21 protein-coding genes are annotated in these 23,222 nt (G+C 67.1%); 8 read left to right on the forward strand and 13 right to left on the reverse strand.

Features of this window, described 5'->3' with window-relative positions; all coding sequences use genetic code 11:
* Window positions 1–391: 391 nt before the first annotated feature.
* From glyS to JWQ89_RS11825, 8 genes are all read right to left on the reverse strand, one after another.
* Complete coding sequence (gene glyS / locus JWQ89_RS11790) at window positions 392–2,416, reverse strand: glycine--tRNA ligase subunit beta (RefSeq protein ID WP_299641219.1); 2,025 nt, start codon at window positions 2,414–2,416, stop codon at window positions 392–394.
* Between the two features lie 124 nt (window positions 2,417–2,540).
* Window positions 2,541–4,604, reverse strand: a complete 2,064-nt coding sequence (locus tag JWQ89_RS11795; protein WP_366144000.1) for a DUF2207 domain-containing protein — start codon at window positions 4,602–4,604, stop codon at window positions 2,541–2,543.
* 8 nt (window positions 4,605–4,612) lie between these two features.
* Window positions 4,613–5,170: a LemA family protein gene (locus JWQ89_RS11800; RefSeq protein WP_299641224.1), complete on the reverse strand. Its 558-nt coding sequence runs from the start codon at window positions 5,168–5,170 to the stop codon at window positions 4,613–4,615.
* A 178-nt stretch (window positions 5,171–5,348) separates the two neighbouring features.
* Complete coding sequence (locus tag JWQ89_RS11805) at window positions 5,349–5,543, reverse strand: hypothetical protein (protein ID WP_299641225.1); 195 nt, start codon at window positions 5,541–5,543, stop codon at window positions 5,349–5,351.
* A gap of 30 nt (window positions 5,544–5,573) precedes the next feature.
* Window positions 5,574–5,723 carry a hypothetical protein gene (locus JWQ89_RS11810; protein ID WP_299641227.1) on the reverse strand — a complete coding sequence of 50 codons (150 nt, stop codon included), beginning with the start codon at window positions 5,721–5,723 and terminating at the stop codon, window positions 5,574–5,576.
* 47 nt (window positions 5,724–5,770) lie between these two features.
* Window positions 5,771–6,307, reverse strand: coding sequence for a molybdenum cofactor biosynthesis protein B (moaB, locus tag JWQ89_RS11815; RefSeq protein WP_299641229.1), 537 nt, complete (start codon window positions 6,305–6,307; stop codon window positions 5,771–5,773).
* Between the two features lie 4 nt (window positions 6,308–6,311).
* Entirely contained in the window at window positions 6,312–7,709 is a 1,398-nt protein-coding gene (locus tag JWQ89_RS11820) for an MFS transporter (RefSeq protein WP_299641231.1), read from the reverse strand.
* 279 nt (window positions 7,710–7,988) lie between these two features.
* A complete protein-coding gene (locus JWQ89_RS11825; RefSeq protein WP_299641232.1) occupies window positions 7,989–8,807 on the reverse strand; it encodes a uracil-DNA glycosylase in 819 nt (272 codons plus the stop codon).
* 49 nt (window positions 8,808–8,856) lie between these two features.
* On the opposite strand from JWQ89_RS11825, the gene JWQ89_RS11830 reads away from it, so the two are divergent.
* From JWQ89_RS11830 to JWQ89_RS11840, 3 genes are all read left to right on the forward strand, one after another.
* Complete coding sequence (locus JWQ89_RS11830; protein ID WP_366144001.1) at window positions 8,857–10,515, forward strand: electron transfer flavoprotein-ubiquinone oxidoreductase; 1,659 nt, start codon at window positions 8,857–8,859, stop codon at window positions 10,513–10,515.
* Window positions 10,516–10,901: 386 nt separating this feature from the next.
* Window positions 10,902–12,638, forward strand: coding sequence for a tetratricopeptide repeat protein (locus JWQ89_RS11835; RefSeq protein ID WP_299641236.1), 1,737 nt, complete (start codon window positions 10,902–10,904; stop codon window positions 12,636–12,638).
* 1 nt (window position 12,639) lies between these two features.
* Entirely contained in the window at window positions 12,640–13,524 is an 885-nt protein-coding gene (locus JWQ89_RS11840; protein WP_299641238.1) for a 4-(cytidine 5'-diphospho)-2-C-methyl-D-erythritol kinase, read from the forward strand.
* 170 nt (window positions 13,525–13,694) lie between these two features.
* On the opposite strand, the gene JWQ89_RS11845 is transcribed toward JWQ89_RS11840, so the two are convergent.
* Complete coding sequence (locus JWQ89_RS11845) at window positions 13,695–14,714, reverse strand: polyprenyl synthetase family protein (RefSeq protein ID WP_299641241.1); 1,020 nt, start codon at window positions 14,712–14,714, stop codon at window positions 13,695–13,697.
* Window positions 14,715–14,784: 70 nt separating this feature from the next.
* Here JWQ89_RS11845 and JWQ89_RS11850 point away from each other — a divergent pair, with 70 nt between their 5' ends.
* The 4 genes from JWQ89_RS11850 to JWQ89_RS11865 all read left to right on the forward strand — a co-directional run bounded on the left by JWQ89_RS11850 (window position 14,785) and on the right by JWQ89_RS11865 (window position 17,709).
* Window positions 14,785–15,567 (forward strand): methyltransferase, encoded by a 783-nt coding sequence (locus tag JWQ89_RS11850; RefSeq protein WP_299641244.1) that lies wholly within the window; start codon window positions 14,785–14,787, stop codon window positions 15,565–15,567.
* Window positions 15,568–15,616: 49 nt separating this feature from the next.
* On the forward strand, window positions 15,617–16,441 hold the full coding sequence (locus JWQ89_RS11855) for a S49 family peptidase (protein WP_299641246.1): 825 nt from the start codon (window positions 15,617–15,619) through the stop codon (window positions 16,439–16,441).
* Between the two features lie 4 nt (window positions 16,442–16,445).
* Window positions 16,446–16,664 carry a hypothetical protein gene (locus JWQ89_RS11860; RefSeq protein WP_299641248.1) on the forward strand — a complete coding sequence of 73 codons (219 nt, stop codon included), beginning with the start codon at window positions 16,446–16,448 and terminating at the stop codon, window positions 16,662–16,664.
* Window positions 16,665–16,782: 118 nt separating this feature from the next.
* On the forward strand, window positions 16,783–17,709 hold the full coding sequence (locus JWQ89_RS11865; protein ID WP_299641250.1) for a glycine--tRNA ligase subunit alpha: 927 nt from the start codon (window positions 16,783–16,785) through the stop codon (window positions 17,707–17,709).
* Window positions 17,710–17,837: 128 nt separating this feature from the next.
* On the opposite strand, the gene JWQ89_RS11870 is transcribed toward JWQ89_RS11865, so the two are convergent.
* The 4 genes from JWQ89_RS11870 to ispH all read right to left on the reverse strand — a co-directional run bounded on the left by JWQ89_RS11870 (window position 17,838) and on the right by ispH (window position 20,220).
* A complete protein-coding gene (locus JWQ89_RS11870; protein ID WP_299641252.1) occupies window positions 17,838–18,164 on the reverse strand; it encodes a hypothetical protein in 327 nt (108 codons plus the stop codon).
* A 102-nt stretch (window positions 18,165–18,266) separates the two neighbouring features.
* Window positions 18,267–18,737, reverse strand: coding sequence for a ribonuclease HI (gene rnhA / locus JWQ89_RS11875; RefSeq protein WP_299641254.1), 471 nt, complete (start codon window positions 18,735–18,737; stop codon window positions 18,267–18,269).
* On the reverse strand, window positions 18,734–19,261 hold the full coding sequence (locus JWQ89_RS11880) for a GNAT family N-acetyltransferase (RefSeq protein WP_299641256.1): 528 nt from the start codon (window positions 19,259–19,261) through the stop codon (window positions 18,734–18,736). Before JWQ89_RS11880 ends, rnhA begins: the two co-directional genes overlap by 4 nt.
* Window positions 19,258–20,220 carry a 4-hydroxy-3-methylbut-2-enyl diphosphate reductase gene (ispH, locus tag JWQ89_RS11885; RefSeq protein ID WP_299641258.1) on the reverse strand — a complete coding sequence of 321 codons (963 nt, stop codon included), beginning with the start codon at window positions 20,218–20,220 and terminating at the stop codon, window positions 19,258–19,260. The genes JWQ89_RS11880 and ispH overlap by 4 nt, the downstream gene beginning before the upstream one ends.
* A gap of 148 nt (window positions 20,221–20,368) precedes the next feature.
* Here ispH and JWQ89_RS11890 point away from each other — a divergent pair, with 148 nt between their 5' ends.
* Window positions 20,369–22,621, forward strand: coding sequence for a putative PEP-binding protein (locus JWQ89_RS11890; protein WP_299641260.1), 2,253 nt, complete (start codon window positions 20,369–20,371; stop codon window positions 22,619–22,621).
* Window positions 22,622–23,222 lie beyond the last annotated feature (601 nt).

Consider the following 23,222-nt stretch of genomic DNA (forward strand, 5'->3'; position numbering starts at 1 on the left):
ATGCCATGGAGGGTTCGGGAGCATCCGTGCCGCATCGCGAGAGCGAAGGGCTTTGGTCGTCGGCGACCCAAAGGGGTCCGGCCCGCCCGCCGCCACCCGCTGCCCTTGCCCGGCAGCTTTCGCTCCTTGGTGGGATCGGCAAGACCCCACCCCGCGTGCATAGCGGCTTCCCCGCGCTACCTGGGGCAACCGTCATGGTTTCCGCCTGGGGTGATACGACTACCACCCCACCCGGTCTCAGCTGCACCAACCACTCGTCATGACCTCGCTTCAGGTGCAGCGGATGGGGGGAGAATACGACGGGTGGAGAGCGCGGGGATAAGTGGGGGGAAGAATATTTCTGAGGGGGCTCGGGTTACGTGCCGTACCGACGAGCGGAGGGCCCCTCGGCCTACCCCGCAACCCTCGAAAAATCCGCCACCAGCCGCATCGTATCACGCAGCTTCGCCAGCAAATTCAGCCGGTTCGCCCGCACCGCCGGATCCGGATCATTCACCAGCACCGCCTCGAAGAACGCATCCACCGACTGCCGCAACGTCGCCAGCGCTGCAATCGCGCCCTCGTAGTCATTGCCGGCCACCCGGGCGGCGACGCTTGCATCGGCCTTCATGATGGCGTCGGCCAGCGCGATTTCCTCGTCGAGCTCCAACTGCTCCTCCACCACTGGAGCATCGAACTTCCGGCCGTCCTTCTTCTCTTCCATCGCGAGAATATTCGCCGCGCGCCGATACCCGGCGAGCAGGTTCTTGCCGTCCTCCGAACCCAATAGCGCCGACAGCGCCTCGACCCGCTGCGTGATCTCCAGCATGTCGTTGCTGCCTGGCGTGATCACCGCATCGACCAGGTCGTGCCGTGCCCCCGCATCGCGCAGCGTAACCTTCAGCCGGTCATGGAAGAAGCTGAGGAGGTCTGGCTCGACCCGGAGCGGAAACGGCAGCCGGTTGTCCACGACGATCCGGATCACCCCCAGCGCCGCCCGCCGCAGCGCATAGGGATCGCGCGACCCCGTCGGCTTCTCGTCGATCGCCCAGAACCCGGTCAGCACATCCAGCTTGTCCGCCAGCGCCACGGCAATCGCCACCGGCTCGCCCGGCACCAGGTCGGTCGGCCCCAGCGGCTTGTAGTGGTCGGCAATGGCATTGGCGATCGCCGCCGGTTCGCCCTGCGCCAGCGCATAGTAGCGGCCCATGATGCCCTGCAGCTCCGGGAACTCCCCCACCATGCCGGTGACGAGGTCGGCCTTGGCCAGCATCGCCGCGCGCTTCGCCTGCCCCACATCGGCCCCCACCAGCGGCGCGATTTCGCCCGCCAGCTTCACCAGCCGCTCGACGCGCTGGAATTGCGTGCCGAGCTTGGCGTGGAACACGCTCTCCTCGAGCTTGGGCAGCCCATGCTCGAGCGGCAGCGCCAGGTCCTGGTTGTAGAAGAACCGCGCATCCGACAGCCGCGCCCGGATCACCCGCTCATTGCCCGCGGTAATGGTCTTGCCGCCGTCCTCGGCCACCTGGTTCGAGGTGATGATGAAGAACGGCGCCAGCTTCCCCGAACTGTCGCGGAGGCAGAAGCATTTCTGGTTGGCGCGGATCGTCGCGATAATCACTTCCTCGGGCACTTCGAGGAAAGCCGGGTCGAACGACCCCATCATCACCACCGGCCACTCGACCAGCCCCGCGACCTCCTCGAGCAGCCCCTCGTCGTGGATCACCGTCAGCCCCTGCGCGAACGCCAGGCTATCGGCATCGGCCCGGATGATTTCCTTCCGCCGGTCGATATCGAGCACCACCTTGGCCCACTCCAGCGCCTGCACATAATCGTCGAACCGCCGCACCCGGATCGCCTGCGGCGCGAGGAACCGGTGGCCATAGGTGGTCTGGCCGCTCGTCACCGTGTTGGATTTGAACGCGATGACCTCCGGCTCCTCGTTCTCGGCGCCGAAGGTCGCGGTGATGGCGCGCAGCGGCCGCACCCAGCTGAGCCCGCCGTTACCCCACTGCATGGATTTCGGCCACTCGAACCCGGTGATCACCTTGGGCAGCAGCGTCGCAAGAATCTCGGTTGCCTCGGCGCCCTTCTTCTCGATCTGCGCCACGTAGAACTCGCCCTTCTTGGGGTCGCTCTCGATCTTGGCCTGCTCGATCGACGTCAGCCCTGCTGACTTCAAGAACCCGTCGATCGCCTGCTGCGGCGAGCCGACGCGCGGCCCCTTCTTCTCCTCCCGCGTATCCGGCGAACGCGCCGGCAGCCCGCTCACCGTCAGCGCCAGCCGCCGCGGCGTCACGAACGCCTTGGCGCCCTCGTAGACGAGGCCGGCATCGACCAGCGCATTCGTCACGGCCTTCTTCAGATCCTCGGCAGCCTTGCGCTGCATCCGCGCAGGAATTTCTTCCGAGAACAGTTCGACGAGAAGTTCGGGCATTTCGATACCGGGCGTTGAAAGCGCGGTTTGCCTAGCAAGCAGAGGGGGGATTGTCCATTGCGGGGTTGGCCGGCGCTTGCCGTCCCTCACCCTCGATTACACCGGAGCCGTGGAAGCACAACGGCTACCACCCACCCCCGCCGCCACCACCTCCGCCCCCGCCCGAACCACCACCCCCGCCGCCGCCCGAAAATCCCGAGCCCGACGACGAACTCGGCTGCGCCGCGACCATCGCCGCGCTCATCCCGCTCGCCACCGACGACACCGTGTTCGAGAACCCGCCCGAACTCGTCGACCAGTTGCGGCCCGAATAGAAGCCCGGCGAATAGCGGCTGCTCGCACCGGCCACGGCGTTACGGCTGAGCTCGCCCTCGAAGTGCTGCGACCACGGCTTCTCCACCCCGAGCGCGATGGCATAGGGCAATATCCGCTCGAACCGCTCCACCGTCATCGGCGGCTCGCCGCTGATGTTGAGCCGGTTCTTCTCGGCCGTATCCATGTACATCTTGAAGCCGTCGATCTCGTCCATGACCTTGCGGCCCTGCACGGTCGGCGCCCGCATCAGCACCGCAAACACCACGTTGATGAAGATGATCGAGGCCGCCGCGATCAGCGGCACGTCGAGCTGGATATCGCTGAGGAGGCTGGTAGCGGCGCCGATCAGGTTGCCGCCGAAAATCACGGCGAAGATGACGAGCACCACCTTGCCAAAGGCCGGAGCCGCCCAGATTCCCCTGAGGATACCCGACAATACCCCGAGGAACACCGCGCCCACCGCCGCGAACACCAGCGTCACGGGATCGATCAGGTCGAACAGCACCATGGCGAAGAGGATCGCCGCCGACAGCGCCACTCCAAGCACCACATAGCCGGTGTTGTTGTTGAAATAGGCCGTCCGGTTCTCCGCCTCGATCGTCTTCATGAACTCGGCGCGGGTCTCGTTCAGCTTGGGTCCGGTGGTCGTATCCACCGTCACGCTCCCCTGCGACGCGAGATAGTTGTAGATCGTGCGCTCACCCGCCGGCAGGTCCGTAGGCGTCGCCTTCCCGGTCACCGTGACCTTCAGCGTCTTGCCCGGATTGTCGATCTTCACCAGCCCCTTGACGCCCAGGTCGAAGATCGAGGCGGTGAACGCCGTCCAGCCCCCCTTCGCCCAGCCCATCCCGTCGACATATTCGGCGAGCGCCGGTGAAAAGCCCTTCGGCGGATGGAACAGCGGAATGATCGTGCCCCGCTTCGGGTCCCGCCCCACCGAGCTCCAGGCGAGGAAATAGTAGAGCAGCACCAGCCCCACCGCGATGCCCGGCACCACGATGTCGCGGTGGTCGCTCAGCCAGTTGAGCGCCCGGTCGAAGCCCTGCGGCTCGACGAGCACTCCCTTCTGGAACGACGCCGCGACGCTTAAGCCTTCGCCCGAAGCGAGCGGCCGCGTCGCCCGGACGGTCGCCGTATTGTCGGACGTCCGCGTGATGGTGATATCCTGCTCGGTGGAGCCCGGAACGCCCGTGTACCCCACCAGCTTCCCGATCACCGCGCCCCTGGGCAGGGTGATCGAAGCCACCGCCTTCTCGATCGGGAAATTCCAGTAATTGCCGGTGGCGTTCCAGAACAGCTCGTCGTGATCCGCGAACACGCGGCCCATCCGGGTCATGGTGCAGCGGATGGTATAGCTGTGCTGGCCAGAACTCAGCAGTACGTCGGCATCCCCGATGCGGATACGCTTGAACCCCGCCCCGATATTTTCGAGCGAATAGGGCTCGCTGCGTCCGTCGCGCATCACGCTCCGCACCACCAGCGACGAGCGCAGCCGCGACTTGTCCGGATTGATCAGGATCAGCGGAATATCGCGATAGATGCCGCGCCGGATCCCGTTGCCCTCGGCATTGACCTCGATGATCTCGACCACATCCACCGAGCCATCCGTGTTGAGGGTCACCGCCGAAGCGAACGAGGTGATGGCCTCGCGAGCGGAAGCGGGCAGGGCGAAGAGCGCAAAGAGGAGAAGAGCGAATGCCGATAGGGTAGTGGCTGTGGACCCCCACCCCTGTCCCCTCCCCCTATTGGGGAAGGAGACCCTCTCGTTCGCCTGCGACGACCTCTGCTCCGGAGCACGCGGCTCCATGGTCTCCCTCGCCATGTTTAGGGGGAGGGAACAGGGGTGGGGGTCCAGAGCCACCGGCTTCTCCATGAACCGGCCTAGAACTTCACCGCCGGCACCGCCCGGTCCGCCTCGTTCTCCAGTTCGAAATACTCCGCCTTCTCGAACCGAAACGCATTGGCCACGACGTTAGACGGAAAGCTCTCCACAGCGGTGTTCAGGTTGCGCACCGCGCCGTTATAGTACCGCCGCGCCAGCTGGATCTCGTCTTCCACATTCTGCAGCGCGCTTTGGAATTCGAGGAAAGTCGTGTTGGCCTTCAGGTCCGGATAGGCCTCGGCGATCGCCAGCAGCTTCCCCAGCGCGCCCGAAAGCGCGCCCTCCAGCGCACTCCGCTCGCCCGGGCCGGCATTGGCGCCCGCCGTCGCGGCGGCGCGGGCCTGGGTCACCGCCTCGAGCGTCTCGCGCTCATGGCCCATATAGCCCTTCACCGTCTCGAGCAGGTTGGGGATCAGGTCGGTGCGGCGCTTCAGCTGCACATCGATGCCCGACCAGCCCTCTTCCTTGAGCTGCCGCTTCGACACCAGGTCGTTGTAGACGAAGATCGCATAGCCGACGGCGGCGACGACAATCGCCAGAATGATCAGCCCAGTCATGGAGCCCTCCCGCGTGTAACGCCCTGAGGGACGCAACGTGGCACCCCGGGCAGGGCCCTTCAACTGAATTGCTGCGACTGAACCGGAAATGAACGTGTTTCGGGAGCTGCCTCGACCAGGCAGCGCAGGAGCAGATCAACTGAAATCCAGTGAATTACGTCAATGAACCGAAAATAGGTTACTCCGGGTCGTTGGCGTCTTCAATGTCCAGCCGAGGATCCTGCTTGTGCTTCTTCTTCCGCTTGTACCCCTTGGGATCGTCCTCGACCTTGGGCTGGAACTGCCCCTCGCGCAGCGCCTTGGCGGCGACGTTCCTGGGCGCCGCCTGCTTGCGCGTCAGCGCGATGGTGATTTTCTGGTCCTTGTTGGGCATGCCGAAGTTTCCCGCGCCGCCGGCCAAATGTCAGTGCCGCTTGAAATACTGCACGTCGCGTTCGTGCTTCTCGGCCGCCTCGCGACTGTCGAAGGTGCCGAGGTTCCGGCGCTTGCCGGTCTTGGGGTCGGTCTTTTTCGAGTACAGCCGGTACTCGCCGGACTTGAGCTTGCGGATCATCGGCGCTCTCCTTTCGCCGGGAGAACGCCCATCCCTCGGAGCCGTTCCTACCGCTCGTTGAGCCGCGGCATCAGTTCGACGAAGTTGCACGGCTGGTGCCGGTTATCGAGTTGCGCGCGCAAAATCCCCTCCCAGGCATCGCGGCAGGCGCCGCGCGAACCCGGCAGCACGAACACGAACGTCGTGCCGATCAGCCCGCCTGTCGCCCGCGATTGCAGGCTCGAAGCGCCCACCGTGGTCGCCGAATACTGGTGGAACAGCACCGAGAATCCCTCCATCCGCTTCTGGAACAGCGGCTCCAGCGCCTCCGGCGTCACGTCGCGTCCCGAAAAGCCCGTCCCGCCAGTGGTGATGATCGCATCCACCGCCGGGTTCATCACCCAGTCCATCACCTTGGCCCGGATCTGGTGGATGTCGTCGCGCACCACCGCCCGCTCGTGGCAGGTGTGCCCGTCGCCCTCCATCAGCGATTTGAGCAGCGCGCCGCCCGTATCGGTCTCGAGCGTGCGCGTATCGGAAACCGCGAGCACCGCGATCGACAGCGGCGTGAAGGGCTTGTTCTGGTCGAGTTCGCTCTTGAACATTTGACTACTCCGGCTTCGGCTTGTCCGAGATGGTCGCGTCGTCCGGAGCATCGTGCTTGGGATGATCGGGCGCAAGCACCACCGGTTCGATCGGATCGGGCACCAGGATCTCGGCTTCACCCGGCGGGGCAGCGGCCGTAGCGGCAGGCGGCGCCTCGCGCGCTCCCGGCGTCTCGTCGCCGCGCGGGTCGAGCGTCACCGTTCCCGGCGAAACCCCCTTCTCGGCGCTCATGGCACGGAACCGCACGCGCCCCTTGGCGTCCCGCACCGGCCGCACCTGCATCCTCAGGAACGCCGTGACCGCCAACGCGCCGTGGAACGTCGCCGTGACAATGAATAGCCCCACCGGCGCAATGGCGTTCATCACCCAGCTGGCGATGATCGGTCCGATGGCCAGCCCAACGCCGAGGATCAGCAGCATGCCCCCGGCCACCCGGCCGAACTCACCCTCCTTGGCGAAGTCGTTCGCGTGGGCGACGGCGATGGCATAAAGCGGGTACGCCCCGAAGCCATAGAGCCCGAACAGCACGAACATCAGCGCCCCGCTGCTCGGATTGAGCAGCACGGTGACGAGCCCGATCACCGCCGAAAAGCCGCTGAGCCCGACGATCACCAGCCGCCTGTCGATCCGATCCGACAGCCGCCCGAACGGCGTCTGCGCCATCGCGCCGACCACCGCCGTCACCGCAAACAGATAGGCGATCGTCGAGGCATCAAGCTTCTGCTCGAAACCATAGACCGGCGCCAGTGTCCCGAACGTGCCGTTGGCCATGCCGCAGGCAAACGCCGCAAGCACCGCCAGCGGCGAGGTCTTGTAGAGCAGCACTACATCGAGCCGCGCCGACGAGATCGGCCGCGGCTGTGGGGTCGAGGTCAGGGCGCTCGGCAGCAGTGCGCAGATGAAGCTGATGGCGCCCACGACGAACGGCACGTAGCCGAAGGTGCCCGTCGCCGCCATGGCCAGCTGCCCGACGGTCGAGGCCGCCATGTTGATCGTGGTGTAGACCGAAAAGATCGTGCCGCGGCTGCGGTTGTCGGCAACCTCGTTGAGCCAGCTCTCGACGATCATCGCCGCCCCGGCAAAGCAGAAGCCTGAGGCTGCACGCAGCACGATCCACCCGATATCCTGTATCCACAGGAGGTTGAGGAGGATGGTGACGGTGCCGATCGCCGCCATGATCGAATAGGCGCGGATATGCCCCACCCGTTTGACCAGCATCGGGACGGTGATCGAGCCCGCAACGAACCCCACCGACCACCCGGTGCCGATCAGCCCCAGCGCCGTCAGCGAGAAGCCCTCCTCGGCGCCGCGCACCGACATCAGCAGGCCCTGCAGCCCGCCTCCGAACATCAGGAGTGCCGAGCCGATGAACAGGGCATAGATCTTGAGGGCGGAGGACATGGCGCTTTCTGCGTTTCTTCTGGTCCTGAGGCGCTTGCCCGCGGACTCGGACCAAATTCAGGCAAGATATTCAAGCGCCGCGATTATTCTCTGTGCACAGCGTTAAGTCGCCGTCAAAGCCGCAAAGCCGCGTCGTGCTTTGGTATTAGCCTCAGGCGCCAGGCATAACGCTCTCAGTCAGCGCCTTCTTCCCTTGAGGGAGAAGGTGGCCGAAGGCCGGATGAGGGGGCAGCAACCAAGGGAAGCGCGCTCGAAGCGAAGCGACGAGCGACACAGCAGCTACGCCCGCTCCCCCTCGATCGCCTGCTTCAAGCTCAACATATCCCGCCACGCCAGCGCCTTCGACGCCGGCGTCCTGAGCAGATACGCCGGATGCAGCGTCGCCAGCGCCCGCATCGTGTGGCTGCCCACCGTCAGGTCCCGCCATTGTCCGCGCATCCGGGTGATCCCGTTCTCCGTCCGGAATAGCGACTTGGTCGGCACATTCCCCAGCGTCACCAGGAACTTGGGCGCCACCAGCTCCACCTGCCGCAGGAGGAACGGCGTGCAGAGCGCCATCTCCTCCGGCGTCGGATCCCGATTCCCCGGCGGTCGCCACGGCACCATGTTGGCGATATACACCTTGCTCCGATCGAGCCCGATCGAGCCCAGCATCCGGTCCAGCAACTGCCCGGCCCGGCCGACAAAGGGCTTGCCCTGCAGATCCTCCTGCTCACCCGGCCCTTCGCCCACCAGCATGATCTCGGCCTCCGGATTGCCGTCGGCAAACACCAGTTGGGTCGCCCGCTTCTTCAGCAGGCACCCGTCATAGGCCTCCATCACCGCGCGCAGTTCGTCCAGCGTCCTCGCGCCCGCGGCCAGCGCCGTCGTCTCGGTCGGATCGGCGGTCAGTGAAATCGCGATCGGAGCGGGAGCCGCTGCCACCGGCCTCGCCGCCGCCGCCTCGGCAACCGGCGCCGGACGGGCCCGCGATGGCGCAGCCGAAGCCGCGAAGCGATCCACCGGCTCCTCGCCCACGGCGAAATCCACCCCCACGGCGCGATACCAGTCGAGCGCCGCGCGGGCTTCGGCGTTATTTAGCGGTCGATTTTCGGACATGGGTTCTGTTATGTCACAGCCCGCTTTCCCCCGCCATATTCGAATGGATGTGACCTTGGCCGACGCCGGAAATCGCGAGATCCTCGAGACCGACGTGGTCATCGTCGGCGCAGGTCCCGCCGGCCTTAGCGCCGCCATCCGTTTGAAGCAGCAGGCGCCACATCTCTCGGTCACCGTGGTGGAAAAGTCCGCGGACCTCGGCGGCCACATCATCTCCGGCGCGGTGATGAACCCGGTCGGCCTCGACGCGCTCCTCCCCGGCTGGCGCGACATGGGCGCCCCCGTGGGCCCCGCCGTCACCCGCGACACCTTCCACTTCCTCACCGCCGCGGCTGATATCCCGCTCCCCGGCCTGATGATCCCGCCACAGATGAAGACCGACGGCGCGGTCATCATCAGCCTCGGCGACCTGGTCAGATGGCTCGGCGAGCAGGCCCAGAACCTCGGCGTCGACATCTTCCCGATGACCGCCGCCGTCGACGTCCTGACCGGCGAAGGCGGCCGCGTTGAAGGCATCATCACCGGCGATCTGGGCGTCGACCATGCCGGCAACCCAAAACCCACCTACGCGGCCGGCATCGCCCTCAAGGCAAAGTACACCCTCATCGGGGAAGGCGCCCGCGGTTCACTGGCGAAGCACCTGATCACCCATTTCGGCCTCGCCGAAAACCACGATCCCCAGCTCTACGGCCTCGGCATCAAGGAAGTCTGGGAGCTCGCCCCCGACCGCCACGAGCCCGGCCGCATCGATCACTATCTCGGCTTCCCGCTCGACAACGCCACCTCGGGCGGCGGCTTCGCCTACCACGCCACCGGCAACAGGCTCTATCTCGGCCTCGTCGTCCACCTCAGCTACGAGGACCCGACGCTCTCGCCCTTCGGCGAGTTCCAGCGCTTCAAGACCCACCCCTCGATCGCCCGCCTGCTCCACGGCGGCCGCCGCCTCAGCTACGGCGCCCGCGCCCTGACCTCGGGCGGCCTGCAGTCGGTCCCCGACCTCGCCTTTCCCGGCGGCGCGCTGATCGGCTGCGCCGCCGGCTTCATGAACGTCCCCGCCCTCAAGGCCATCCACAACGCCATCCGCTCGGGCATGGCCACCGCCGACCGCGTCGCCGCGGCGATCGAAGAGGGCAGGGCGCACGACAGCCTCGAAGGCCTCAACGCCACCGTCCTCGCCACCGGTATCGGCGCCGAGCTGCGCCCGGTGCGCAACGTCAAGCCGTTCTGGACCCGGTTCGGTACCTATGCCGGCGTCCTCCTCGGCGGCTTCGACATGTGGTGCGAAGCCCTGTTCCGCCTCTCCCCGTTCGGCACGCTCCGACACGGCCACGCCGATTTCGAGCGCCTCAAACCCATCTCCTCCGTCACCCCGCGCACCTACCCGCGCCCCGACGGCCAGTTGACCTTCGATCGCGCCGCCTCGGTCTACCTCGCCAATCTCAGCCACGACGAGGACCAACCAATCCACCTCAAGCTCGCCGACCCGGACCTCCCCATCCGCAAGAATCTGCCCCTCTATGGCGAACCGGCCCCCCTCTACTGCCCCGCCGGCGTCTACGAAGTGGCGGAAGAATCCGGCGCCCCCGTGTTCCGCATCCACCCCGCCAACTGCGTCCACTGCAAGACCTGCGACATCAAGGACCCCGCCCAGAACATCACCTGGGTCCCCCCCGAAGGCGGCTCAGGCCCCAACTATTCGGGGCTTTGAACGCCTGTCCCTCGGCGACGGCCTTCTCCCCTTGTGGGAGAAGGTGCCCGAAGGGCGGATGAGGGGTTCTCCCCGCGAGTCCGGTCGCTCCTTCGCTCCGCTCGGATCGCGCTACACTTCGTTTCGCGGACCCCTCATCCGGCCTGTCGGCCACCTTCTCCCACAAGGGGAGAAGGTAATCACCGATGGATCAATTGGCGTCTCCCTCCCCATTTCTTAGGGGGAGGGGACAGGGGTGGGGGTCGCCCCGCACCGGCGCAGAGGTTGCGCCCGCCCCAAATCCCCTCACTTCATTGTGCCTGCCCCTTGCGGCGCAGTCGCAAAATCGCCCATGTTTCTTGGGCTAGTCAGCCGCCTTGCTGACCTTGTCGGAGTTTTCGAGCCTCGTGACCCATAAAGCCCGTCTCGCCGCCGGCGTTCTGCTTGCCGCTTGTCTCACCATTGGTGGCGCCGCGGCGCTCGAGTCGAGCACCTTCCCGGTGATGCAGCAGAGCGTCACCGGCAGCTATCTCGCCGGCCGGCAGGCACTATCGGACCTGAGGACCGAGGACGCGGCGCGCTATTTCCGCTCCGCCGCCCAAGAGGATTGGGACAATCCGATCGTCGTCGAGCGCAGCTTCATCGCCTATGCCGCGAACGGCCAGGTCAGCGATGCAGCGCGCACCGCCAAGCACCTGCTTGAGCTGAGCGCCCCCAATGATCTCGCGAGCCTCATCATCGGCACCGAGGACGTGAAGGAGCGCCGCTACGCCGCCGCCGCCAAGGAACTCGAAAACGTGGGCGGCGACACCTTTGCCGGCATCACCGGCGGGATCCTCCGCGCCTGGGCGCTGGTCGCCGACGGCAAGGCAGACGAAGCCAGCAAGGTGCTGGATGGAATCGGCCAGGGCGGGCTCGAGGACTTCCTCGTCTTCCACCGCGCGCTGATGGCCGACGTCGAGGGCAAGAGCAAGGAAGCACTGGATTTCGCTGCCAAGGCCTACGAAACCGACCCGAACGTCGCCCGCATCGTCGAGGCCTACACCCGCATGCTGGGCAATGCCGGCCGGTTCGACGAGGCCGAAAAGGTCATCGCCGCCTTCGAGGCCCAGGGCCTCGATCATCCGCTGGTCGATGCGGTGAAGGCCAGCATCGATCAGAAGCAGCGCCCTGGCGTGTTCGCCGCCGATGTGCAGTCGGGCGCCGCCGAAATGTTCCACTCGGTGGGCGTGGCGCTGGCGCGCGAGGGCAGCCCGGACATCGCGGCAGTGTTCCTGCGGCTCGGCATGTACCTCGATCCCAAGGCGGACGTCATCGACCTGGTCTATGGCCAGTTGCTCGATGGCGCCAACCAGCACGACGCCGCCAATGCGGTCTACGACGCAGTGCCCGCCGATTCGCCGATGAAGCCGATGGCGGTCGTGCGCATCGCCGAAAACCTCGATGCCATGGGCGACCGCGACGAGGCGCTGCGCCGGCTCGGCAACATCGTCACCTCCAACCCCAAGGACCTCGAGGCCCTGTCGGTGCTGGGCGACATGCAGCGCGCCGCGGAGAAATATGCCGACGCGGCCGACACCTACACCAAGGCGCTGGGCGTGGCCGGCGGCGACGCCCCGGGCGACTGGCGCTTCTACTACGTGCGCGGCATTTCCTTCGAGCGCGACAAGCACTGGGACAAGGCCGAGGCCGATTTCAAGCGCGCCCTGGAGCTCAACCCCGAGCAGCCGCAGGTGCTGAACTATCTCGGCTACAGCTGGGTGGACCAGGGCATCAACCTGATCCCGGCGCTCGACATGATCCAGAAGGCGGTCGCTGCCTCTCCCAATGACGGCTACATCATCGACAGCCTCGGCTGGGCCTATTTCCGGCTCGGCCGCTTCGACGAGGCGGTGCAGCAGTTGGAGCTCGCCGTGCAGCTCCGCTCGACCGATCCCGAGATCAACGACCACCTCGGCGATGCCTACTGGCGCGCCGGCCGCAAGCTCGAGGCGAAGTTCCAGTGGAACATCGCGGCGGCGGTCGACCAGGAAGGCAACGTGAAGGCCCGCGTGGCCAAGAAGCTCGCCAACGGCCTCGATGCGGTGAGCCCCGCGCCCGATCCGGGCCCGGTGGCGGAAGGCCAGGCCGCGCCCACCCCGTAGCATGGCGGCAGCCCTCCAGCCGGCCTACACCGAGGCGGCCCCCGCCAAGGTCAACCTCGCCCTGCACATCACCGGCCGGCGCCCTGACGGCTACCACGAGCTCGAAAGCCTCGTGGTGTTCGTCGATGTCGCCGACGAGGTGACGGCCCGTCCGGCCAAGGCCGACCGCTTCCGCGTCACCGGCCCCTTTGCGGCGGCCGCCGGGAACGGCGACTCCAATCTGGTCATGCGCGCGGTGAAAGCCTTCCGCAAGCGCTGGCCCGATCGCCTGCCCGACGGGCTTGACATCGCGCTGACCAAGAACCTGCCGGTCGCCGCCGGTATCGGCGGCGGCTCGGCGGATGCCGCGGCCATGCTGCGCCTCCTCGCCGCGATCGGCGAAGGCGAGTTCCGCCTCGCCGAACTGCGCACGCTGGCGCTCTCCCTCGGCGCCGACGTCCCCGCCTGCCTGATGTCGCGGCCCTGCGAAGTCCGCGGCGTCGGCGAGATCGTCCACGCGTTGCAGAGCTTCCCCGATACCCACCTGGTGCTGGTCAACCCCCTGATCCCGGTGGTCACCGCCGACGTCTTCCGCCGCCTAGAACTGCGCGACAACCCGCCGATGCCGGCGTTGCCGCAGCCGCTCACCCGCCCCGCACAGCTCGGCCTGTGGCTAGCCGAAACCCGCAACGACCTCGAAGCCCCGGCAATCGCCCTCGTCCCCGCCATCGGCGACCTGCTGCACCACATGCGCGTGCTCGACGGCTGCGCACTCGCCCGCATGTCCGGCTCCGGCGGTACCGTCTTCGGCCTCTTCGGCTCCACCACCCAGGCCCACCAGGCCGCCCACGAAATGCGCGCGAAGTACCCGCAATACTGGGTGGCGGCAGCGCCGGTCATTGGGTAACCGGTGGCGGCTGCAGCCCGCGCCCCTCCCCTGAGGGCTGGGGTGAGGGGTTCAGCGGTTCAGCAAGCGCGAGGGGAGACGCTTCACCACTCACCGGCGCTACGCGCCACCTTCTCCCCTGAGGGGAGAAGGGTCAGGGCGTCAGCGCCTCTGTCGAACTATGAACGGGCCTAATACGCCCGAGCCACCGTAAATTCCGCAATCTCGCCCAGCAGCGACTTCATCTCGCTCGGCGGCAGCGGCTTCAGCGCCTCGCGGGCGCGCCGGGCGTGCACGCCCGCCTGCTCGATCGTCCGCCCCAGCGTGTCGTGCCGGTTGAAGATCGCGACCGCCTGCATGAGTTGCGCCTCGCCGGCGTCAACCTTGCCCAGCGCCCCGACCAACACCTCGCGCTCGGCCGGCGTCGCCGTCTGCAGCGCCAGGATCACCGGCAGCGTCATCTTGCCTTCGCGCAGGTCGTCGCCGGTGTTCTTGCCCAGCACGCCGCTCTCGCCGCGATAGTCGAGCACGTCGTCGACCAGCTGGAACGCAAAGCCGAGTTCGCGCCCATAGAGCCGCAGCGCCTCGCGCCCTGCGGCGTTGGCCCCGCCCGCCATCGCGCCGACCTCGGTCGCCGCCTCGAACAGCGTCGCGGTCTTGGCGCCGATCACCTCGTCATATTCGGCCGCGCTGGTCGTCAGGTCCCGCGTCTTTGCGAGCTGCAGCACCTCGCCCTCGGCGATGATCGTCGCGGCCTTCGAGATCACCCGCAGCGCCTCGACATTGGAGGTGTCGACCATCATCATGAACGCCTGGCCGAGCAGGAAATCGCCCACCAGCACGCTCGCCTGGTTGCCCCAGATCATCCGCGCCGCCGCCCGCCCGCGCCGCATCTCGCTCTCGTCAACGACGTCGTCGTGGAGCAGCGTCGCGTTGTGCATGAACTCGACCGCGGCGGCGAAATTCACCTCGCTGCCATCGGCCCGCCCGAACAGCATCGAGGCCGCAATGGTCAGCATCGGCCTAAGCCGCTTGCCGCCCGCGTCGATGAGATACCGCGCCACCTCCGGCACCAGTTCGACATGCGAGCGGGCCCGCTCGAGGATCATGGCGTTGACCAGGTCCATGCCCGGACGGGTGGCGTCCAGCAGCCGGTCCAGCGCGCCGGCGCTTGTCGTCGCCTCGTTTGCCGCTGCCGCCGATACCGCCATGAAATCCCCGGTTTGTGCTGCGCGCCCGGCGCCCTATAGTCAGGCGCATGCGAACCGTCTCGATGGTGCGATGTCCCTAGACGAAGCCACCGATCTTGTAAAACAACAAACGCTGACGCGCGATGCCTTTTTGGGCGGTCGCCTCACCGTGTCGCAACCCGGGAACGGGTTTCGCGCTGGTCTCGACTCGGTGCTGCTCGGCGCCGCCGTGCACCGGCAGTCGCGGCGCCTGCTCGATCTCGGCGCCGGCGCCGGCACCGCGGCGCTCGTCGCCATGGCCGATCTGCCATACCTCGGCGCAACCCTCGTCGAAGCCGATTCGGCGCTGGTCGCCGTCGCCGCCCTGAACATCGACGCCAACGGCATGGCGGAACGAAGCAGGGTGCTGGCCCTCGACCTGACCGCGCCCGGAAAACTGCGTGTCGCCGCCGGCCTCCCCGCCGATCACTTCACCTCCGTTATCGCCAACCCGCCCTTCTTCGATCCCGCCCGGGGCACAGCGCCCTCCAGCACCCGCTCCGGCGCCCGCCACATGGACGACGCCGCGCTCGATCGCTGGGTCAAGACCGCCGCCAGCCACGCCGCGCCCGGCGGCGAGGTGATCTTCATCCACGTCGCCGAGGCGCTGCCGCTGCTTCTCGCCGCCGTCTCCCAGCGCTTTGGCGCGGTCAACGTCCTGCCGTTGCTGCCGCGCGATGGCGAGGCGGCGAGCCGCGTGCTGGTGCGCGGCATCAAGGGCTCCCGCGCCCCCTTCGCCCTCCTCGCCGCGCGCCCCCTCCACGAGCCTGCCGGCCGCGCCTTCCGCCCCGAGTTCGACGCGATCTTCCGTGGAGCGGCTCGGCTCATCTGGTAAAATCCGGCTGCGGCACATACATGTGCCCCGTCGAAAACGAGGGCGTCGCATGGGTTTCCGGTCCTGGATGAAGCGCAAGATGGGGCAGAGCGGTCCGGTCATACCGATCGTGCGCCTCCACGGCGTCATCGCCGCCGACCAGCGCCCCGGGCGGCTGAACATCGAGGCGGTGGCGCCGCTCCTCAGTCGCGCCTTCAGCTTCCGGCAGGCGCCCGCCGTCGCCATCGTCGTCAATTCCCCCGGCGGCTCGGCGGTCCAGTCGCGCCTGATCTCCAAGCGCATCCGCGACCTCGCCGACGAGCACAACAAGCCCGTGCTGGTCTTCGTCGAGGACGCCGCGGCCTCCGGCGGCTATTTCATCGCTACCGCCGGCGACGAGATCATCGCCGATCCGTCCTCGATCGTCGGCTCCATCGGCGTCATCTTCGCCGGCTTCGGCTTCGTCGAGACCCTGCAAAAGACCGGCGTCGAGCGCCGCGTCCACACCTCGGGGCGAAACAAGTCCACCCTCGATCCCTTCCTCCCCGAAAAGCCCGAGGATGTCGAGCGGATCAAGCGCATGGAAACCGACATCCACCAGGTATTCATCGACTGGGTGAAGATGCGCCGTGGCGTGCGGCTGAAGGCCGACGACGACCTGCTGTTCACCGGCGAGTTCTGGAGCGGCGTAAGAGGCCTGGAACTGGGATTGGTCGATAGCCTCGGCGATCTCCACGAAGTGCTTCGGGCCCGCTTCGGCGACAAGGTCGAGCTGGTCCCCATCTCGCCCCGGCGCGGCCTCTTCAGCCTGCCGCGCTTGGGCTTCGCGGCGCTCTCCGGCGATATCGCGGCGACCATCGCGGATCGCTCGGTGTGGGCGCGGCTGGGTCTGTGAGGCCATGACGGCGATCCTCATCCGCATCGTCATCCTCGTCCTGATCGGCGGCGCCATCTTCCTCGGCCTCCGCCGCATCTGGCGCGACTGGAAGGGCCAGTTCAAGGCCGTCGACCAGGCCCGCCACGAGCGCGACCTCAAGGAACGCCAGCGCCCCGACGTCATCACGCTCGAGCGCGACAAGGACGGCAAGTTCCGCCCGCCGGGGGATGACGGCCGCTAGAGTCGTGAACACAAAGGGAGCGGCGCCCTCGAGGCGCATCGCGCTGCAGAGCGGAATTGACCCGTCTCTTCGCGCCAACTAGGTTCCGCCCGCAATTCCAACCCGGAACCGCCTGCCGATGACCGACCGCCCCGCCCACATGGACCCCCGGAACTCATTCCAGGGCCTGATCCTGACGCTGCAGCGCTTCTGGGCCGAGCAGGGTTGTGTGATCCTGCAGCCCTACGACATGCAGATGGGCGCCGGCACCTTCCACACCGCGACGACGCTCCGCGCGCTGGGCCCCAGGCCGTGGAAGGCAGCCTACGTCCAGCCCTCGCGCCGCCCCAAGGATGGCCGCTACGGCGAAAACCCCAACCGGCTGCAGCACTATTACCAGTTCCAGGTGATCCTGAAGCCCTCGCCCGACAACATTCAGGAGCTCTATCTGCAGTCGCTGGCCGAGATCGGCCTCGATTCGAGCCTCCACGACATCCGCTTCGTCGAGGACGACTGGGAGAGCCCCACGCTGGGCGCCTGGGGCCTGGGCTGGGAGTGCTGGTGCGACGGCATGGAAGTCAGCCAGTTCACCTATTTCCAGCAGGTCGCCGGCTTCGAGACCAGGCCCGTCCCGGGCGAGATCACCTACGGGCTCGAGCGCCTCGCCATGTATGTGCAGGGCGTCGAGAACGTCTACGACCTGAACTTCAACGGCCGCGACGGCGAGGATAAGGTCACCTACGGCGAGATCTTCCTCCAGAACGAGCAGGAATTCTCGAAATACAACTTCGAGGCCGCCGACACCGACATGCTGTTCCGCCACTTCAAGGACGCCGAGGACGAGTGCCGGGCCATCCTGAGGAAGGGCGCCGACGGCAACCGCCAGACCATGGCCGTCCCCGCCTACGAGCAGGTCGTCAAAGCCTCGCACACCTTCAACCTGCTCGACGCCCGGGGCGTCATCTCGGTCACCGAGCGCCAGAGCTACATCCTGCGCATCCGCGATCTCGCCAAGGAATGCGGCGCGGCGTGGCTACAAACCGCCGGCGGTAGCGCGGACCTCTAGCGCGCCTCACTCGGTGTCATCCCAGCGAAAGCTGGGATCCAAGCCCTCTCCAACGTTGGCTGTGAGATGAGTCCCCGCGGGTGGCGGGGCGGAACTGCGCGGGTGACGCGACTGGATGTGCCGTGTGATCAGCCGCACATCACCGCCAGCCCGTCCGGCCCGGTGAACCTGAACACGGTCTTGCCCGTATCGTCGGTGCCGAACACCCCCGCGAGCCCCATGTCCTTGAGCGGCCCCGACAGCGGGTTCACGTCATTGGCCGCCGACGCCACCTGCCCGCTGGCGCTGTTGCCGGCGGCATTCTTGAACGAATAGTCCCCCGCAACGAACAGCGTCAGCTCCCCCAGCGAGGCCCCGTCCTCCCCCACGCACGCATAAACCCCCGGCGGCGGAAACTGCGCCAGGGCAGGGGTAGCGAGAAGCGCGAGTGCAGCAGCGACGTGGAGCGGGCGCATGTCGCGTTATAGCATTTTCGCGAAAGTGGTAATAACGGGAATAGCGCGAGTTATTAGCAAACCGCGAAATGCTTATAACTCGGGAACTTCTGGCCCCTCCCCTTAAACCGGCGGCATCAGCCCCGCCACCTTCCGCTTCTTCTTGAACGGCTCCATGCCCTCATTGGCCAGCTGGTCGGCCCGCTCGTTCATCTCGTCCCCGGCATGCCCTTTGACCCAGTGCCAGTTGATCTTGTGCCGCGCCACCGCCGCATCCAGCGCCTGCCACAGCTCGACATTCTTCACCGGCTTCTTGTCGGCCGTCCGCCAGCCGTTCTTCTTCCAGCCGTGGATCCACTTGGTCAGCCCGTCCTTGACGTAGTTGCTGTCGGTATGGAGCTCCACCTCGCACGGCCGCTTCAGCGCGTTCAGCGCTTCGATCGCCGCCGTCAGTTCCATCTGGTTGTTGGTGGTGAGCGGCGCGCCGCCCTTCAGCTCCCTGACCGTATCGCCATATTGCAGCACCGCGCCCCAGCCGCCCGGCCCGGGGTTGCCCGAGCAGGCCCCGTCGGTATGGACGATCACCGCGCTCATGCCGCGACCGGCCGGTTGTAGCGGTAGAACTCGACACCGGGGTGGTCGTAGCTATCCCCGGTGTGGGTGTACACGCCGCCGAGCTTGCGCAGCACCTTCAGCGAGGCCTCGTTGCGCGCATCCGCCATGCCGAGGAAATAGTCGCGGTCGGTCTCCCGCCAGTACCAGTCCCTGAGCCCGCTGGCCGCCTCCAGGACGTAACCGTTGCCCCAAAATTCTGGATAGAGCGAGTAACCGATCTCCGGGATCTCTTCGGGCCCGTAAATCCCGAAGCCGCACCGGCCGACCAGCACCCCGTCGGCCTTCCGCGTCACCCGCAGCTTGCCCATCTTCTGGCGCTCGAACAGAGCGATCCAGTGGGCGAGCGCCTTGTCCATGTCCGCCTTGCTCCACGGCTGACCGTGCCCAGTGAGGTAGCGCGCCACCGTCGGGTCGCCATGCAGCCGGTAGAGATCGTCGATCTGCTCGGCGCGCCAGCCGGAGAGGATCAGCCGCTCCGTTTCGAGAAGGGTCAGGTCGGTCATGCGGCTGGCTGGGCTCTCAATTCACGCGGCAGGTTGAAGACGATGCTCTCGCGCTGCTCACCGCTGGCGCTCACCGCGATGTCGAAGCGCTGTGCAAAGGCCTCGATCACCTCATCGACGAGGTTCTCGGGCGCCGACGCTCCGGCGGTGATCCCCAGCGTCCGGATCCCCTCGAACCGGCTCCAGTCGATCTTGTCGGCCCGCTCGACCAGCGAGGCATTCGGGCAGCCATTGCGCTGCGCCACTTCCACCAGCCGCACCGAGTTCGACGATTCCGGCGCCCCGACGACGATCATCGCCTCGACATTCGGCGCCACCCGCTTCACCGCTTCCTGGCGGTTGGTCGTGGCGTAGCAGATGTCTTCCTTGTGCGGCAGCGCGATCGCCGGAAAGCGCCGGCGCAGCACCTCGACGATCGCCGACGTATCGTCGACGCTGAGCGTCGTCTGCGTCACATAGGCGAGCTTCTGCGCGTCTCGCGGCACGAACCGCTCGGCCTGTTCCACCGTCTCGATCAGCGTGATCGCCCCATCGGGCAGTTGCCCCAGTGTGCCGATCACCTCGACATGCCCGGCATGCCCGATCAGCACGGTCTCCCGGCCTTCCGCGTGATGCCGGTTGGCCTCGATATGCACCTTGCTCACCAAGGGGCACGTCGCATCGAGAAAGAACATGTTGCGCGCCTTGGCGCCCGCCGGCACCGATTTAGGCACGCCATGCGCCGAGAACACCACCGGCGCCCCGGTGTCGGGGATTTCGTCGAGCTCCTCGACGAACACCGCGCCCTTCTGCTTCAGCCCGTCGACCACGTATTTATTGTGCACGATCGCGTGCCGCACATAGACCGGCGCACCGTAGCGCTCGAGCGCCAGCTCGACGATCTGGATGGCGCGATCGACGCCGGCGCAGAATCCGCGCGGCGCACAGAGCGTGATGTCGAGGTGCGGCCTTGTTTGCATCGAACAGGAAATGCTTTCAATGCCGGGGCAAGTCAAGGTGCATGCGCCGCGGCGGCAGGGTGCAGCAAGGCTGTCCGAAGTGATCGGTTGCGGCGCAACGGCCTGAACGGCAATATGTTTCGTTGATGTTTGGTTGGAAGGTCTCCCGGTGACCCTCGCTCTGGAAATGTTCGCGATCGCGCCCGCCACGGGCAAGGCGAACCTTTCTGCGAGCCAGGAGGGCCTGCTGGTGGGCAAGGCCCTGTGGCTGAGCCGCGCCGTCGATGCCGGCCTCGCCGTCGCGCCCACCATCGTCATCAGCCGCGCTGCCTGGAATGCGCTGCAGGAAGAGCGCAAGGCCCAAGACGATCGTCTGCGCATTCACTGGGTCGCAACGCTGTTCCGCCTCGTCGGGCGCGACGGCCGCCCCCCGGCGCTGGTGGTGCGCACCTCGAGCGCCACGCACAGCTCCGGCCTGATGCCAGCCCGTCCGGGCCTCAGCCCGCCCGCGAGCGAGGTCGAATCGGTCGATCCGCAAAAACCGCTGGCGAGGGCCATCGCCGACGCCTTCGCCTCCTACGCCACGTTCGATCCGCGCCCCGAGCGCCAGATCGTCATCATCCAGGCCATGGCCGATGGCGAGGTGCGCCAGTTCCTCACCCGCAACGCGCAGACCGGCAGCCTCGGCCCGGCGCCGATCAACGGCTGGCCCTTCGGCCCGTTGCCCGCCTCCGCCACCGCCTTCGTCGATGCGCTCGATGCCGCCGCCGGCCAGCACCTGAGCTGCCTCGTGTCGGTCGAAGGCGACACCGTCCGCCTGCTCTCGGCGCGCGCCGCCCCCGCCTCCGCCGCCGCCGAGCTCGAGGCGGCGGTCGACCGCGTCGCCCGCAAGCGCTGGACCGAGCGCGAGGCCGTCACCCACATCGATCCCTCGCGGCTGCAACAGATGCTGCATCCGCGCCTCCGCTCGCCCGAAAGCGCCACGGTGCTCGCCACCGGCCTTGGCGTCTCACCGGGCGCCGCCAGCGGCGTCATCGTCTTCAACTCCGAGGACGCGGCGCGCATGAAGGCCCGCGGCCGCCACTGCATCCTCGTCGTCACCGAGACTGGCCCCACCGACATCGAGGGCATGAAGGCCGCCACCGGCATCCTCACCGCTCGCGGCGGCATGACCAGCCACGCCGCCGTCGTCGCCCGCATCACCGGCAAACCCTGCGTCGCGGGCGTCCGCACCCTCAGCGTCGACCAGGCGGAAATGACCTGCCGCATCGGCAAGCGCCAGTTCCGCCAGGGCGACCGCATCACCATCGACGGCACCGACGGCTCGGTCTATCTCGGCGCCCTGCCGCTGGCCCAGCCGCATATCGGCGGCGCCATGGGCAAGCTGCTGGGCTGGTCCGACGCCTCGCGCCGCATAAAGGTCCGCGCCAATGCCGAGACGGTGGAATCGGTCAACACCGCGCTGAGCTTCGGTGCCGAAGGCATCGGCCTCGCCCGTTCCGAGCACATGTTCTTCTCGCGCGAGCGCATGGTGGCGCTGCGCCGCCTGATCCTCTCCGAGGATGCCGACGACCGAGCCAAGGCGTTGACCGGCCTCGTCGACTTCCAGACCGAGGACTATTCGGCCATCTTCCTCGCCATGAAGGGCCTGCCGGTGACCGTGCGCCTGTTCGATCCGCCGCTGCACGAGTTCCTGCCACGCACCGACGAGGACATCGAGGAGACCGCGCACTCGCTCGGCCTCGAGGTCCGCGCACTGAAGCTGAGGCTCGACCGCATCGCCGAGACCAACCCGATGCTCGGCCATCGCGGCGTGCGCCTCGCCATCACCTATCCCGAAATCTTGAAGATGCAGATCGAGGCCCTCTGCGCCGGCGTCCGCGCCGCCTCCGCCCGCCAGTCCGAGCCCGTCACCCTCGAGGTGATGGTGCCCTTCGTCTCAACCGTCAGCGAAGTGGTCGAGATCAAGCGCCAGACCTACGCCATCGTCGAACAGGCGGGCCTCCCGCCTGCCGCCCGCGAGCGCTTCGCCTTCGGCACCATGATCGAGCTGCCCCGCGCCGCGCTGAGGGCAGGGGACATCGCCGAGCACGTCGACTTCTTCTCCTTCGGCACCAACGACCTGACCCAGACCACCTACGGCATCTCCCGCGACGACGCTCCCGCCTTCCTCTCGGCCTACCAGCGCAAGGGCCTCTACGATTTCGACCCCTTCGTCACGCTCGACCAGAAGGGCGTCGGCGAAATGATCTCCATCGCTATCGAACGCGGCAAGCGCGCCAATCCCACCCTCAAGATCGGCATCTGCGGGGAACACGCCGGCGACCCCGCCTCCCTCTGGTTCTTCGCCAGACTGGATGTGGACTATGTCAGCTGCTCGCCCTACCGGGTGCCCGTGGCCCGGCTGACCCTAGCGCAGTAGCCTCGGCCGATCCTAACCGCAAAGCGGGGGAGGGGACCATGCGCAGCATGGTGGAGGAGGCGGCCCCACCCACCGGCCCCATCTCCCCCTTGGCCGGGGAGAAAGCGAAATCTTAGGCTTAGCCGTTTGGCAAAGCCTTAGATTTCGAAAGAGAGGGGTGTGGAGCCACAGTGCTTCCATGAGAGCTACGCTCGAATGGCTGGATCAAGGTGGGCGTGCGCCGCGCTCTGGGTTCTGTGATGGACCCCGTCCGAATTCGCCCCGATATCGCCGTGTGCCAGCCCGTTTCCGCCCGTTGGGGCGCCCAATTTCCCCTGTTTACCAAGGGCTAACCCTAAACCTGCATTATCAGCGCCGCTGGCATTTGCGTCACAGTTTAACTGAATTGCCAGCGCGTCGTCTTGTTGCGTACGAGTGAGTAAAGCGTTCTGATGGCCCCATACCGGACCACCCCCGTGCACCGAGCTCGTACCGAGCTCGCGGCGCTCAAGGCCTGCGCGGGAATCGCGCTCGCAACCTTCGCCATCGCGGGGCTCACCGGAGCCGCTCACGCCCCCGACATGGGGTCGCGACAGGCGTTCGAGGCCAGTCTAACGCAGCC

It is taken from the genome of Devosia sp., from assembly GCF_028290645.1.
Lineage (GTDB): Bacteria > Pseudomonadota > Alphaproteobacteria > Rhizobiales > Devosiaceae > Devosia_A.

Bases quoted from the DNA above. Each gene is read 5' to 3' on its own strand.
- JWQ89_RS11795 (WP_366144000.1), bottom strand. From the start codon at position 4,604: ATGGAGAAGCCGGTGGCTCTGGACCCCCACCCCTGTTCCCTCCCCCTA.
- JWQ89_RS11845 (WP_299641241.1), bottom strand. From the start codon at position 14,714: ATGGCGGTATCGGCGGCAGCGGCAAACGAGGCGACGACAAGCGCCGGC.
- JWQ89_RS11800 (WP_299641224.1), bottom strand. From the start codon at position 5,170: ATGACTGGGCTGATCATTCTGGCGATTGTCGTCGCCGCCGTCGGCTAT.
- JWQ89_RS11825 (WP_299641232.1), bottom strand. From the start codon at position 8,807: ATGTCCGAAAATCGACCGCTAAATAACGCCGAAGCCCGCGCGGCGCTC.
- rnhA (WP_299641254.1), bottom strand. From the start codon at position 18,737: ATGAGCGCGGTGATCGTCCATACCGACGGGGCCTGCTCGGGCAACCCC.
- JWQ89_RS11865 (WP_299641250.1), top strand. From the start codon at position 16,783: ATGACCGACCGCCCCGCCCACATGGACCCCCGGAACTCATTCCAGGGC.
- JWQ89_RS11820 (WP_299641231.1), bottom strand. From the start codon at position 7,709: ATGTCCTCCGCCCTCAAGATCTATGCCCTGTTCATCGGCTCGGCACTC.
- JWQ89_RS11855 (WP_299641246.1), top strand. From the start codon at position 15,617: ATGGGTTTCCGGTCCTGGATGAAGCGCAAGATGGGGCAGAGCGGTCCG.
- JWQ89_RS11860 (WP_299641248.1), top strand. From the start codon at position 16,446: ATGACGGCGATCCTCATCCGCATCGTCATCCTCGTCCTGATCGGCGGC.
- JWQ89_RS11805 (WP_299641225.1), bottom strand. From the start codon at position 5,543: ATGCCCAACAAGGACCAGAAAATCACCATCGCGCTGACGCGCAAGCAG.
- moaB (WP_299641229.1), bottom strand. From the start codon at position 6,307: ATGTTCAAGAGCGAACTCGACCAGAACAAGCCCTTCACGCCGCTGTCG.
- JWQ89_RS11850 (WP_299641244.1), top strand. From the start codon at position 14,785: ATGTCCCTAGACGAAGCCACCGATCTTGTAAAACAACAAACGCTGACG.
- JWQ89_RS11880 (WP_299641256.1), bottom strand. From the start codon at position 19,261: ATGACCGACCTGACCCTTCTCGAAACGGAGCGGCTGATCCTCTCCGGC.
- JWQ89_RS11870 (WP_299641252.1), bottom strand. From the start codon at position 18,164: ATGCGCCCGCTCCACGTCGCTGCTGCACTCGCGCTTCTCGCTACCCCT.
- JWQ89_RS11810 (WP_299641227.1), bottom strand. From the start codon at position 5,723: ATGATCCGCAAGCTCAAGTCCGGCGAGTACCGGCTGTACTCGAAAAAG.
- glyS (WP_299641219.1), bottom strand. From the start codon at position 2,416: ATGCCCGAACTTCTCGTCGAACTGTTCTCGGAAGAAATTCCTGCGCGG.
- JWQ89_RS11840 (WP_299641238.1), top strand. From the start codon at position 12,640: ATGGCGGCAGCCCTCCAGCCGGCCTACACCGAGGCGGCCCCCGCCAAG.
- ispH (WP_299641258.1), bottom strand. From the start codon at position 20,220: ATGCAAACAAGGCCGCACCTCGACATCACGCTCTGTGCGCCGCGCGGA.